A 13630-nucleotide genomic window follows, 5' to 3' on the forward strand; every position below is an offset into this window, starting at 1 on the left:
AGCTGGTCTCCATCGCAGATGCCAGCTTGAATCATACCCTACGCACGAGCGGAATCCCTTTTGTCAACACGACCTAGTCCGCGCTGAGTTGAAAGTCAGGCGGGCGGCTCGCGCGGGCTCTTCGAGCGCTATGCCCAACCCCGCATCGCGTGAGAAAAGGTCACGGCTCCCCCTGGCCAGCCGCCTTGCGACGTTGATTGATTCGAAAGATGCGACGCGCTCTCTGGACTGAAGGCGCAGATTCGCCTCGTTGAACGTCCCAAGTTTGCGAAAAACTCCGAAATCCAGCCTTCAGAGCGTTTGCGAATAATATTTCTGAATCCCGATTACGGCCAGCAGCTCTTGGCCTCTAGTGGGACCGCGACCTTTGCGAAAAAATTGTGAGCGCTGCGAGGGGCTTGCACACACGACAAGGCTGCGACAGACCAAGCGAAAATGCTGATGGATCAGGCCCCTAAATAGCCCATCAGACGTGTTAGTTCCCGCTTTCCTTTGCGGGGCTATGTAGGTCGTTCAGGAGTCCAAGTTGCCGAGCCCCACTGTTATCGAAATCCCGGACAATGGCGGACCGGTCGCAGTAATAGCCGATCTGCATCTCCGGTCCTATTTCTGGCTGGGCAGCAACCCACTCCAATTCCACGGCCTCGAAGATCGGCTGCTCCAGGAACACGTCGATGCATTGATCGTCCCAGGTGACCTGTCCGACACCTTCGGCCCGTCTCTGGAGGACGCGCTCGCATACCTGACCCGCTATGTGTCCGCCGATCGTATCTACGTCGTTCCCGGCAACCACGACTACTATTCTGGGCGGCTCGACGGCGAGAACCGGCTGCGTGACCTGGTTCACGCAAGCGGGAGTTGGTTCGCGCAGAAGACCGAACTCCGCCACCGCAGCGACCGGTTTCTCTGCGCCACGTTGTGGACGGACTTTGACCTACTGGGGGATCAGGAGGCTGCCAAGAACTTCGCCCGCCGATTCATGCGCGATTTCGACATGATCTCCATCGAAGTGCTCGGTCATGTGTGGCTTGACCCGGACCAGGTGCTGCCGCGCCGCATAGTCCCGGTTACGCCTGAGGACATAATCGCCGTGCATCGGGAACACCGCGCTTGGCTGGAAGAAAAACTGGCGACCCCACATTTCGCCGGCAATGGCAGGACCTTTGTCGTCACGCACCACGGCCCGCACCCGTCCGCCGCAGGCCCAATCGATGGCCTCACGCCAGCCTTCCACTCGGACCTGACAGAAGTCCTCGAGCGGAGCGACATCGAAACCTGGTTCTTCGGACATTCGCACCGGCGGCTGTCCTGCACCCTCGCGGGGACCCGCATTCAGAATATCTCGATCGGTTATCCGGACGAAGATCATGGCGACGACGAGGATGACCTGGCGGAGGTCTGCTTCATTGCGGCGGCGCCGAACACACAGTCCTCGAATGAGATGAGGGAACTGCCGGCCGACCGACAGGCACTCGAGCAGGACTTCGAGTACGCGCTTCGGTGCAGCGAAACCGGCGTTCCTGTCCTGGTGAACAAGCTCGCACCCGAAACGCGCGCCTTTCTGCGCCACGTTTTGAGGGGATGCGCCAGCCCTATCGTGCCGGAAGGTGACGCGTACTACGCGACCGATGTCATCGTCGCGCTCGGCCAGCCACGGCCAGGTTCTGAATGATGCCGTTTGATGCAGTCATCTCGATCTCGGGGATGTTGGTCTGCCTGGTTGGGCTTGTCCATGTCGTCATCGCCTACCGGGGTACGACGCACTCGGCTGAACCTGATCCGGAGCGCGTAAAACGCTTTGTCGAAAGCGCTCCGCCGATCCCCGACCACCTGCTTTACGCTCATCAGGATCGATGCCCCGAAGCGAGGCTTTCTCGCATGGAAGAGGCCGAGCCTGGCAAGGAAGGCCAAAAAGACCACGAGGCGCCGCGTTGACCACACCACTCCCCCTCGCGCCCGATCTCCAGGATCGGGAAACGGCCTTTTCCTTCGTATCTCGCCTCGCCGCGATGAACGGCGTTGATACTACGGGCTTCTGTACCGACATGGGGCTGCCCTTCAGCAAGGTGATCGACGGCAGTCCTGAGGCCTTGGCGCGTCTGGCAGATCTCAGCGCGACTGACGTCGAGGACCTACGGCGTTGGTCGCCGCGCTACCTGGGCAACCGGGAGCATGAATTCCGCGGCAATCGCCTTCATGCGAAGGCCATCAAGGAAAGCACCGTCCGGGGCTGCCCTGCCTGTCTGCGGGAGGATGCGGAAGCCGCCCCAGACCGTTTTGAAGGCGACATGTACATCAGGGGCCACTGGCTCTTCCGGCCTGTGACACTCTGCCTGAAGCATCACCATCCTCTCGTTCCGCTATGGGCCGAGGCCAATGTCAGCCGGCGCTACGACGCTGCCGCTCGCTTGGCAGAGATCGCGCCCGGCGTATGGGCCGGAAAACTGGACAAGGAGCTTCGCGCCCCCAACCCGTTCGATGAATGGATCGAGGCGCGCCTTGCTGGCACCCCCACGGAGAGCTGGCTGGATCAGTTCGACCTCTACGCCGCAGCACATTTCTGCGAGTTGCTCGGCCGCGCCATCTGGGCGGTCAGATACCCAAAGTGGAAGAAGTTCGGCCCGGAGCGTGCCTGGATGTCCTTCGAGATGGGCTTCCGTTTCGCGACCGAAGGGGAAGCGACGGTCCGCGATACCCTGATGCAGCTGCAGGAGACCATTGGCGAGCCGACCGACGGCCCCAAGAAGAAGTACGGCGCGCTGTACGACAGGCTCGCGTTCGACCTCCTGGGCGAGGCCTACGCCCCCTTCCGGGAGCTTCTCCGCGACCACATCGCGAGCACCTGGCCACTAGGTCCAGGGGACGACCTCATGGGGGAGCCCGTGCTGGAGCGAAAGGTTCACTCGGTCCGGACCGCCGCGCGCGAGCTTGGCATGGATCCCCGGCGCCTGCGCAAGCTGCTGGTCGATGTCGATCTCGTCCGGCCCGCCGAGACCGGCCGCGATGACCAGTGGGAGCTGTTCGATGCCACGGCGGCGCAGCCGCATCTCGACCGGATCAACACCCTGGTGTCCGCAAAGGACTTCCAGGAAGCATTGAGCATGTCCCGCTCACAGTTCGAGCTTTTGAGGAACGAGGGCCATTTTCCGCCCGCGATCGACGGCGGAGATCACAAGCCGCTATGGGACGTCCGTGCCGCGCACCTGCATCTGGAAAGCCTTTTGACCGGAGCCGAGCCGATCTACGTGACCATGCACGGCTGGGATGACATCCCGACGACCGCGCAAAGCCTCAAGGTCTCGCCCGGCACGGTCCTGAAGCTTCTCGAGGGTGGCAGGGTTCAGCGGATCGGTCGGCACACCAACCGCGATGGCTACGCCAGCATCGTGGTCACGAAAGGCGAGATCGAACGCCTCCTGGATCGCCCCGAGGCCCCCGGCCTCAGTATCGATGTCTTCGCCCGCCAGTGCGGTCTGACACGCTCCGCCGCCATGCGGCTGGTGCGGGAGGGACATGTCCCGTCCACGGAAGGCCGACACCCCAAGACCAAGGCACGGCAGCGCTTCCTGGCGCCAGGCGACCTGGCAGCATTCCATGACCGCTTCGTGACCCTGCGCGGCATGGCCGTCGAGCTTGGCATGCCCTGGCAGGCGCTCCGGCCCAAGCTGGCGGCTGCGGGTATCGAGCCCTTCAGTCCAGACGGGCAGGACTACGGCGCGGTTTTCGAGCGCAATGTCGCTACCGCAGCTGACCTTGCTTCCACAAAACCAAGAACCCATCAAAACAAGGGGAAAGACGGGGAATGAAATACCTCATCACGACGTATGACCGCCATGATGTGACGGATCATGCCAACTACTGCGAGGCGCATCAAATCCCATGCATCTACGCGCTGGTTCTGGGCGAAAAATGCACTGTCTTCGTTCACTGCGAAAAACTTACTGGCCCCCGGAGCCAAGCCATCAAAGCCCATGAGGCCGAGTTTGCGGAATTTATCGCTCGTCTCGACAACACCTACGCGAAGCCCGCTTGGATTCAGCCAACCCTGCCAATGTCGTTCTGGTATCACGACCTGCCTGCTTCAGCTGCGGAGGACGTGGCGGAAGAGACATATGAATTCTTGAGAACGATCCTGGCTCCGTTCGACGACAAGTAGGTGACGAGCGGCTTCGCCACGCGAGGCATACCACTTGCGAGACAGACCAGGCCACTTGGCCAGCATTGCGATCGAGCTGAAACGGGATCCCCCGAAGCCCTCGGTCACCCCGCTTCACGGCATGACGAGCGCAAACCCCTATGCAGTCTTTGCATCGGGCTTCATCCCTGGCCGGCGGTGTCACGCCCACCACATATTGCACTCCCGACAACGAACTAAGGAGAAGACTCACATGGACTATTCACCTGACGACTGGGTGATCCTGAACGTTTCGTTTGCGACGCGGGACAGAGCTTTCACTCAGCTCAGGGTGTTGGGCGGCTGGCGCGGCGGGTATCTCAGTGGGGATGCATGGCGCATAAACTCAGGCATCCAGGCCATTCATGCGGATGACCTCGAATACCGCTTCCTTGGTCGATCAGGCTCCGTCTACCTATGCCGTCGCGGCGGATATCGTATGTCACGCATCATGGCCTCTGGCCTGGAAGAGCTGAAGCGTCAACCGACCGTTGTCGACGCAGAGGTTCTGGAAGACCGGAATTGGTTTGAACCAGGGCTCCTTGAAGCACTTCTCTCGACGGCGGCTGACGATACAGCGGCGAAGTGACTTCGCCTCGAGACCTTCGTGAGTCAGCTAGGGACCGCATGATGCGCAGGTGTAAGACCTCAGCCGGAAGCGCCGCTGCTCCCGACCCACAACTGCCGTTCATGGATCGCGCAGCTGATGACTGCTCCCACCCAAAGCAGACATCCGTGCTATGACTGCACTCTCGCGCATCACCAGTCGATGGCATATCATAGCTCACTAACATGCTCGCCAAGCGGGCAGTCTAATTGCCTGCAGCTTCGCAGAAGAGCCTATCAACATCGGCAAAGGAGATCAGATGTACGTTGAAGAGGGTCTGAATAAGCAGGTGTTCGAGTTATTTCTTACATTTTCACGACTAGAGTACGCACTTACCAGAGTAAGCGGCTTCGCGCGCGGCGCAGATGGCGGTCCAGTTTACGGAGACTGGCAAAAGCTTGCCGAGCGCCTTGGGCAGGAATTCTTCGACGTACAGAAAGCTGATCCTGCGAAGACAATACTATGGAACGCCCCACCAGGGCGATGGACAGTCACATTCGATGCTTTGGGAAACCTGGTGCCCGAATGGCGGGCGCGTCAGGCCCCGGCCGAGCTTCGGCTCTCATTTGAACCGGTCTCGTGGGTTAGAAACTGCGTAATCCACGGCGAGAGCCAAGATATGGTTCCGCGCTACGAGCAGCTTGTGACGGCGGCGGTGGCCGTTCTTGGGTCGTCCGTCGAGGCGTGCATGGAACGAGCTGACTTAGAGGAAATAGCCGCCCGCTACACGGAAGCCAGAATTCAAGAGCCATCCCATTGAACTTGAAGCTGCATAAAGTCCAAGGCGACTGTCGTGTTCGTTCTGCAACGGTGACCGCAACCCGGGTTGGCCTTTTTTAAGACAAGCCGCTACGTTCCAACTTCTCCAAAACGGTAATTCCTGACAAGGTTCCGCAAATTTCTGGGCTTGAATGAAAGCTATGCGGGATGCATCGGATACCGCGCCGCGTTTATGGCTACGCTCTAAGGACACAAAGATGACACTCATCAACCGTCGCCACCAGCGCGCCGTCGGCCAAGGCTTCTTCCATACTGCAGAATTGGAAGCTGAGGATGGTCAGAAGTTCCGGTACGTCTACGACTGCGGAGCGATGAAGAAATATGAGATTGAACGCAATGCCAGTATTGACGAGTATCTGAGTGCCGTTGGCGCGAATGCCGAACTGGACGTGCTGTTCATTTCCCATATCCACTTCGACCACATCAGTGGAATCGAACGTCTGTTGGACAGAACGAAGGGATTGAAGGTCGATACCATCGTGATGCCGCTCATCAACGTCGCAGACCGCCTGTTTGCGTATGCCAGAGCAGTCAACGAGGACCCGGCCACGATCAACAATACGTTCTTCCGCGAACTAATCGTGGATCCAGCGAATGCACTGGGACGATTGGGACCGCGGCAGCTTCTCTTTGTTAGGCGTGGTTCACCAGATGGTGGCGCTCCGGGCTCAACAGGGGAAGATGACGACGGTCCGGAGGGCGCGCCGGACATTCCTCGCGTGTGGGGAGGCGAACGCGCTGGGGGCCTGTACTGGAAACTGATCGGTCAAGGTACAGGATACGAGTATGAGCAGCGATTCACCGAGTCCGATGGGACTGAGGCGGTTACAAATGTTGCAGAGGTTGACGACACTCTGGCAATCGCGACTGCCGGTGGGGAAAGCTGCTTTGAATGGATCCTGTCGCCATTCATTGACCCCACCATTCAGTCTAAGAAAGATCTTTTCCTAGGTGAACTAGCTTCAGCTCGTGGAATGCCCGTTTCAGATTTGAAGTCTTGGCTTGCGGACACACAGAATATCGCAGACCTTCTGCTAAACGGCGTACCCGACCTCACGGCAGCATATGAAGTCGTCGCGAACGATTTTAATCTGACCTCACTATGTCTCTACTCGGGCCCGAAGGCTAGAGATGGCTCAACGGAAAGCGTGTACCAAGCTAGTCTCGGCTCGTATTGTTTTGGACCAACACCGCTCCAAGAAATCGGCTGGCTCGCCACGGGCGATGCCGCGCTAAAAGCCAAGATACGTGCTGCGGCTTTTGCAAAGCACTACGGTATATATATGGGAAAGACCGTTACCTTGACCGTTCCTCACCACGGGTCGGACCGTAATCACAATCCAGAATTAGTAAAGAACATCGACGCATCTTTTTATATCGTGGCTGCCGACGCCTTTTCCAAGTGGAAGCATCCAGGGAGCAAGATGGTGCAATGTGTGGCATCAATGGGCCGCTTCCTCTCGGTTGTAACTGGCAACTCGAAATCGGAAGTGGAGGAAACCATTTCTGTCCGCTGCTTGCCGAACTGGAAACCATGAGAAATTAGATTTTCTCCATTGAGAGTTCTTTACTCCACGCAGAGCCCGGATGCAGTAGAAATGCTTTATGCGGTAATGCCCCTTTTCTGCACCGTCCCGCATCATCAGGGCGGCGCGCCGTCCATCAGCTTCATCCGCCTGACGGCCGTCTGGGTCGTCAGCGCGACTGTCCGTTTCCTGCGCACTACAGTCATTCGTGGTCGGCGCAGCGAATGGCAGGTCACCGCCCTTCGAGGACAGATCATGATGCAGCGCCGGACGTGAGCGGGGACTACGCCCCCTTGAAGCCACCAGTCCCTTTCCAGAGCTGCGACGCTCAGTGTCTTCGTAGGTAGCGTTGAGCCCATTAGCCCAGGAAGCCATCGCGACGCGTCACTCAGGTCTGATCTCACGCTGGTGGCGGACAAGAAAGGTGACCAGTCTTCGGCCGGAAATCACCTTCTGGCGCTTGAGGCCCCGTTCGACCGGGTCCAGGTCAACGTCGTCTCCAAAGACGCCCATGGTGTCGGCGTAGACATCTTTTGCTGTGACGGGCACCTGACAATCTCTCCGACGCTGATATCGACTCAGGACCGTAGCGACAGCTTGCGTCGGCTTCACGGTCTACACCTGAGTTCCCACCGCTTCTAGGCGACCTCGTGTCCGGAGTCTCTCCATTGCGAGCGCCGCAGTGCCATGCTCAGGCGCGTATAGCGGCGGCACGACGGCCCTTCGCCGGATCCGCAGCTTCATGCCACGAGCCGCACATCCCCTCCATACGCGAAAGGCGCCGGAGCGTCTGCCCCAGCGCCTCTATCACCGTTTGTCAGAGAGCAGACCAAGGGCACGAGGCGGTACGTTTCGCCCTTGACACCCCTTGCGCAGACTTATGCTTCCGTTTGCGCATTCATCTGCTTTCTCTGACTCAACGCGGGATGTGACCGCTAGCCGCATTTGGAATACCCGCAGCTCACGCAGGTCATGCAGCCCTCGACCATGTGCATTCCGAACGTCCCGCAACTGGGGCAGGCAGGGCCGCGGGCGGTGTCACCGACGGCCATCGCCTGATACTTCGGATCGGCCTTCAGCCCCTTGCCTTCAGCTTCGATAAAACCAATGGCGACGAGGTGCCGCTCGATGACGCCGCCGATCGCCGCCAGGATCGAGGGGATGTACTTGCCCTGCATCCAGGCCCCGCCGCGCGGGTCGAAGACGGCCTTCAGTTCCTCGACCACGAAACTCACATCGCCACCGCGCCGGAACACCGCCGAAATCATCCGCGTCAGCGCCACGGTCCAGGCGAAATGCTCCATGTTCTTCGAGTTGATGAAGACCTCGAAGGGACGGCGGCGGCCCGCGATGACGATATCGTTGATGGTGATGTAGATGGCGTGTTCGCTGTCAGGCCATTTCAGCTTGTAGGTGTTGCCCTCCAGCGCATGCGGCCGGTCCAGCGGGTCGGACAGATAGACCACATCGGCGCCGGTTTCGGCCTCGGGCGTCTCGTCCGAGCTTTCCGAGACCGTCAGGACCGACCCGGTGACATCGTTCGGCCGGTAGGTGGTGCAGCCCTTGCAGCCGGTTTCGTAGGCCTGCATGTAGACGTCCTTGAAGGCGTCGAAGGCGATATCCTCGGGGCAGTTGATGGTCTTCGAAATCGAGGAATCGACCCAGGTCTGGGCCGCCGCCTGCATCCGCACATGTTCCGAAGGCGACAGCGTCTGGGCATTCACGAAATAGTCGGGCAGATCGGCCTGGCCGAACTTGTCGCGCCAAAGCTGGACGGCGTAATCCACGACCTCTTCCTCGGTCCGGCTGCCGTCGCGCTGCAGCACCTTGCGCTTGTAGCTGTAGGCAAAGACCGGCTCGATCCCCGAGGACACATTGCCCGCATAAAGGCTGATGGTGCCGGTCGGCGCGATCGAGGTCAGCAGGGCGTTGCGGATGCCGTGCTCTGCAATGGCAGCACGGACATCGGCATCCATATGCGCCAAGGCCCCGCTTTCCAGATACTTCTCGGCGTCAAAGAGCGGGAAGGCCCCCTTCTCCTTCGCCAATTGCACCGAGGCCAGATACGCGGCGCGGGCGATCCGGTGCAACCAGCGCGAGGTCTGACGCGCCGCCTCCTCGGACCCGTAACGCAGGCCCACCATCAGCAGCGCATCGGCAAGCCCGGTCACGCCCAGCCCGATCCGCCGCTTGGCCTGCGCCTCGTGGCGCTGCGCGTCGAGCGCAAAGCGCGAGATGTCGACCACGTTGTCCATCATCCGGACCGCGGTCGCGACCAGCGTCTCAAGCGCCGCCTCGTCCAGCGCGGCCCCCGCCTCGAAGGGCTCCGCCACCAGCCGCGCGAGGTTGATCGACCCCAGCAGACAGGCGCCATAGGGCGGCAGGGGCTGCTCGCCGCAGGGGTTCGTCGCCGCGATGGTCTCGCAATAGGCGAGGTTGTTCATCTGGTTGATGCGGTCGATGAAGATCACGCCCGGCTCGGCGTAATCGTAAGTCGCGCGCATGATCCGGTTCCACAGATCGCGCGCCTCGACGGTGTGATAGACCTTGCCGTCGAATTGCAGCTCCCAGGTGCCGCCCGCCTTCACCGCCTCCATGAAGGCGTCGGTCACCAGCACAGAGAGGTTGAAGTTTCTCAGCCGCGCCGGGTCCTGCTTGGCGATGATGAACTGCTCGATATCGGGGTGGTCGCAGCGCATGGTGGCCATCATCGCACCCCGGCGCGAGCCTGCCGACATGATCGTGCGGCACATCGCGTCCCAGACATCCATGAAGGACAGCGGCCCCGAGGCGTCCGCCGCCACGCCCTTCACATCCGCGCCCTTGGGCCGGATGGTCGAGAAATCATAGCCGATGCCGCCGCCCTGCTGCATGGTCAGCGCGGCCTCTTTCAGCATGTCGAAGATGCCGGCCATGCTGTCGGGGATCGTGCCCATCACGAAGCAGTTGAACAGCGTCACCGCCCGGCCGGTCCCGGCGCCCGCGGTGATCCGGCCCGCGGGCAGGAACTTGAAATCCTCCAGCGCCCCGAAGAACACCTCTTCCCATTTCGCGGGGTCGGCTTCGGCCTGGGCCAGGGCGCGGGCGATCCGGCGCCAGGTGTCTTCGACCGTCCCATCGGCTGGTGCGCCCTCGGCGTCCTTCAGGCGGTACTTCATGTCCCAGATCTGCTCGGCGATGGGGGCTGCGAAACGGCTCATGCGGGGAATCCTCGGGTGCGCGGAGAGGTAGACCAGCATAGGGGCTGAGCCCCGGCAGTGCAACCGCTCCACTGCCCGTATATGCGCCGGAACTGCTTGAACTCCGCTACGGCTAGCTTAGGTTGGGTTTTCGTTAACAGAATCTGGTGGGAACAGGATGGCCGGGGGCCATGTCAATCTGGTGAAGCTCTGCGTCGGTGCGGACCGGGTCGAGGACCTGATCGACTGGCAGACCGCACGCCGTGCCGCCCTGCCCGACGGCCTGCCCCGGCATGTCACCCGGATGTGGCCGAAACGCGCGGCCGACCTGCTCGACGGCGGCTCGCTTTACTGGGTCTTCAAGGGCGCGATCCTCGCGCGCCAGCGCGTTCTCAGGCTCGACGAGCTCACCGGCGAGGACGGGATTGCGCGCTGCGCCATCGTGCTCGACCCCGAGGTGATCCGCACCGAGGCGGTGCCACGCCGCCCGTTCCAGGGCTGGCGCTATCTCGAGGCCGGCGACGCGCCGCGCGATCTGCCCGCCACCCGCCCGGACGAGGATGACCTGCCGCCGCAACTGATGGCAGCGCTGGCCGAAATCGGCGTGCGGTAAAGCCATGCCCCCGGGCTCGTCGGATGCGACGGGACCGGGTCCGGCGCGATCAGTGCCCCAGCAGCGCATCGGTGTCGCGGGCCTCGGGCAGGCTCGACTGGCTGCCGATCCGGGTACAGGCGATGGCGGCGGCGGCGGCGGCACGGCGCAGCGCCGCCCCGGCCGTCTCGCCCCGGTCGAGCGCGGCGGCGAAGACTCCGACGAAACAGTCCCCGGCAGCAGTCGTGTCCTTCGGTGTGCAGGGCACTGCGGGGATCGCGATCTCCTGCCCCTGCCAGCACAGTTCGGCCCCCTCGCCGCCGAGGGTCCGCAGGATGCCCGCGCCCGTGACGTCGGCCAGCGACCGGGGATCGGGCGCGCAGCCAAGCCAGCCCGCCATCGCCGCCGCCTCGTCCTCGTTGACCACGATCAGATCGCAAAGCCCCAGCACCTCGGGATCGAGCCGATAGGCCGGGGCGAGGTTCAGGATCGACAGCGCCCGCGCCGGGCGACAGCGCCGGATCAGCCGGGCGATTTCGGCCGGATCGTTCTCCATCTGCAAAAGCAGGACCGAGGCGCGGTCCAGCAGAGCATCCTCGACGCTGCCCGACGAGGCTGCCAGATTGGCCCCGCCCGCGACCACGATCTCGTTCCGGCCCTCGGGATCGCGATGGATCGCGGCACAGCCGGTGGGCGCCTCCAGCCGGGCCACGCGCGTCAGATCGACCCGGCCCGCCAGCCCGGCCAGCGCGACCTCGGCCAACGCGTCCTGCCCGACCGCCCCCGCCAGCGCCACCTCGGCACCGTCCAGCGCCGCGGCCAGCGCCTGATTGGCGCCCTTGCCGCCTGCCTCGGTGGTGAAGCCCTGCGCCATCAGGGTCTGGCCCGGCTGCGGCAGCGTCTCGACCGAAAAGATCAGGTCGGCGTTCAGCGATCCGAAGGTGACGATCATGCGGCGGCCTCGCTTTCGTGGATCTGCACGAAATGCCCCTCTCCGACTTCGCGGTAAAGCCGTTTCGGGGCGACATAATCGGCCGGGCGATAGGGGCTGCGGATCTCGTCGCCCGCCACCACCCGGCGGCGGCGGCGCGACGGGTCGGCCACCGGAACGGCCGCGATCAGCTTGCGGGTATAGGGGTGCCGGGGGGTCTCGAACACGGCCGCGCGCGGGCCGATCTCGACGATCTCACCCAGATACATCACCGCGACCCGGTGGCTGATCCGTTCCACGACCGCCATGTCATGGCTGATGAACAGGTATCCCAGCCCGTAGCGTTCCTGCAGATCGAGCATCAGGTTGATGACCTGCGCCTTCACCGACACGTCCAGCGCCGAGACGGATTCATCGGCGACGATCAGTTTCGGCTCCAGCGCCAGCGCCCGGGCAATGCAGATCCGCTGACGCTGGCCGCCCGAGAATTCATGCGGAAACCGCTGCATCATCTCGCCCGACAGCCCGACCCGCTCCAGCAGGTCGGCCACCCGCGCGGGCGCCTCGCGATGCGAGACGAGCCCGTGCACGATCATCGGTTCGGCAATGGCCTCGCCGATACGGATGCGGGGATTGAGGCTTTCAAACGGGTCCTGAAAGATCATCTGCACGTCGCGGCGGATCTTCGTCAGCTCCGAATGCCCGGCCCCGCGCACGTCATGCCCGTCCATCCCGACAGTGCCACCCGACGGCTCTTCCAGCCGGATCAGCGACCGGCCGGTGGTCGACTTGCCGCAGCCGCTTTCGCCCACCAGCGACAGGGTCTCGCCCTGGCGCAGCTCGAACGAGATGTCCTCGACCGCATGGATCCGGCCCACGACCCGGCGCAGCAGCCCCTTGCGGACCGGAAAGCGCGTGACGAGGTTCTCGACCTTCAGCACCGGCGGCGCATCGGCACGCACGGTATCGGCGGTGGGCGGCGGCGGCGCGATCTCGCCCGTCGCCATGTCGACCCGTGGAAAGCGCAGCGGCCGGTCCTGGCCCGCCATCGCGCCCAGCTGCGGCACCGCGGACAGGAGCGCGCGGGAATAGGGGTGTCTGGCCTCGCGGAAGATCGCCTCGGTCGTGGCCTTCTCGACCACCTCTCCGCGATACATGACAACGGTCCGGTCCGAGATCTCGGCCACCACGCCCATGTCATGGGTGATGAAGAGGACCGACATGCCCTCTTCTTCCTGCAGCGTCTTGATCAGTTCGAGGATCTGCGCCTGGATCGTCACGTCAAGCGCGGTGGTCGGCTCGTCCGCGATCAGCAGCTTCGGCGAACAGGCCAGCGCGATGGCGATCACCACCCGCTGACGCATGCCGCCCGAGAAGTTCATCGGATACTCGCCCAGCCGCTGTTTCACCGAAGGGATGCGCACCCGGTCCAGAAGCCGCACCGCCTCGGCCTCGGCTTCGGCGCCGTCCAGCCCGCGATGCTGGCGCAGCACCTCGGTGATCTGGCTGCCGATCTTCAGCACTGGGTTCAGCGAGGTCATCGGCTCCTGGAAGATCATGCCGATCCGGTTGCCGCGGATCGCCTGCATCCGGTCGAGCGGCCCGGCCAGAAGGTCCTCGCCCTCGAACGCGATCCGGCCGGTGCAGCGCGCATTGCCGGGCGGCAGCAGGCGCATGATCGACATCGCGGTCACGCTTTTGCCAGAGCCCGACTCGCCCACCACAGCCACGGTTTCCTTCGGACCGATGTCGAAGCTTGCATTGCGCACGACGCTTCGCCACTGGCCGTCGACGCGGAAGGAGGTGGTCAGGTCCTGAACCGAAAGAACGGGGTCCGCCAA

General features: G+C 62.7%; 12 protein-coding genes. 9 read left to right on the forward strand and 3 right to left on the reverse strand.

Annotation, left to right across the window (positions count from 1 at the left end; translation table 11 throughout):
* Nucleotides 1-526: 526 nt before the first annotated feature.
* From DSD19_RS00255 to DSD19_RS00280, 8 genes are all read left to right on the forward strand, one after another.
* Entirely contained in the window at nt 527-1672 is a 1146-nt protein-coding gene (locus tag DSD19_RS00255; RefSeq protein WP_113668120.1) for a metallophosphoesterase, read from the forward strand.
* Nucleotides 1669-1935, forward strand: coding sequence for a hypothetical protein (locus DSD19_RS21325; RefSeq protein WP_133260331.1), 267 nt, complete (start codon nt 1669-1671; stop codon nt 1933-1935). Before DSD19_RS00255 ends, DSD19_RS21325 begins: the two co-directional genes overlap by 4 nt.
* The gene (locus DSD19_RS00260) at nt 1932-3806 is read left to right on the forward strand and encodes a TniQ family protein (protein WP_113668121.1); all 1875 of its coding nucleotides are present in this window, start codon (nt 1932-1934) and stop codon (nt 3804-3806) included. Before DSD19_RS21325 ends, DSD19_RS00260 begins: the two co-directional genes overlap by 4 nt.
* On the forward strand, nt 3803-4156 hold the full coding sequence (locus tag DSD19_RS00265) for a hypothetical protein (protein ID WP_113668122.1): 354 nt from the start codon (nt 3803-3805) through the stop codon (nt 4154-4156). The genes DSD19_RS00260 and DSD19_RS00265 overlap by 4 nt, the downstream gene beginning before the upstream one ends.
* A 232-nt stretch (nt 4157-4388) precedes the next feature.
* The gene (locus DSD19_RS00270; RefSeq protein WP_113668123.1) at nt 4389-4763 is read left to right on the forward strand and encodes a hypothetical protein; all 375 of its coding nucleotides are present in this window, start codon (nt 4389-4391) and stop codon (nt 4761-4763) included.
* A 277-nt stretch (nt 4764-5040) separates the two neighbouring features.
* The gene (locus DSD19_RS21330; protein WP_133260332.1) at nt 5041-5541 is read left to right on the forward strand and encodes a hypothetical protein; all 501 of its coding nucleotides are present in this window, start codon (nt 5041-5043) and stop codon (nt 5539-5541) included.
* A 217-nt stretch (nt 5542-5758) separates the two neighbouring features.
* The gene (locus tag DSD19_RS21335; protein ID WP_133260333.1) at nt 5759-7099 is read left to right on the forward strand and encodes an MBL fold metallo-hydrolase; all 1341 of its coding nucleotides are present in this window, start codon (nt 5759-5761) and stop codon (nt 7097-7099) included.
* 60 nt (nt 7100-7159) lie between these two features.
* Nucleotides 7160-7363: a hypothetical protein gene (locus tag DSD19_RS00280; RefSeq protein WP_113668125.1), complete on the forward strand. Its 204-nt coding sequence runs from the start codon at nt 7160-7162 to the stop codon at nt 7361-7363.
* A gap of 659 nt (nt 7364-8022) precedes the next feature.
* On the opposite strand, the gene DSD19_RS00285 is transcribed toward DSD19_RS00280, so the two are convergent.
* Nucleotides 8023-10287 carry an adenosylcobalamin-dependent ribonucleoside-diphosphate reductase gene (locus tag DSD19_RS00285; protein ID WP_113668126.1) on the reverse strand — a complete coding sequence of 755 codons (2265 nt, stop codon included), beginning with the start codon at nt 10285-10287 and terminating at the stop codon, nt 8023-8025.
* Between the two features lie 157 nt (nt 10288-10444).
* Here DSD19_RS00285 and DSD19_RS00290 point away from each other — a divergent pair, with 157 nt between their 5' ends.
* A complete protein-coding gene (locus DSD19_RS00290; RefSeq protein WP_113668127.1) occupies nt 10445-10879 on the forward strand; it encodes a DUF1489 family protein in 435 nt (144 codons plus the stop codon).
* A gap of 49 nt (nt 10880-10928) precedes the next feature.
* Here the strand turns inward: DSD19_RS00290 and DSD19_RS00295 are convergent, their stop codons facing one another.
* The gene (locus DSD19_RS00295) at nt 10929-11810 is read right to left on the reverse strand and encodes a ribokinase (RefSeq protein ID WP_113668128.1); all 882 of its coding nucleotides are present in this window, start codon (nt 11808-11810) and stop codon (nt 10929-10931) included.
* Nucleotides 11807-13630, reverse strand: a complete 1824-nt coding sequence (locus DSD19_RS00300; RefSeq protein ID WP_113668129.1) for an ABC transporter ATP-binding protein — start codon at nt 13628-13630, stop codon at nt 11807-11809. Before DSD19_RS00300 ends, DSD19_RS00295 begins: the two co-directional genes overlap by 4 nt.

This window comes from Rhodovulum sp. BSW8, from assembly GCF_003314725.1.
In the GTDB taxonomy this organism is placed as follows: Bacteria; Pseudomonadota; Alphaproteobacteria; order Rhodobacterales; family Rhodobacteraceae; genus Rhodovulum; species Rhodovulum visakhapatnamense.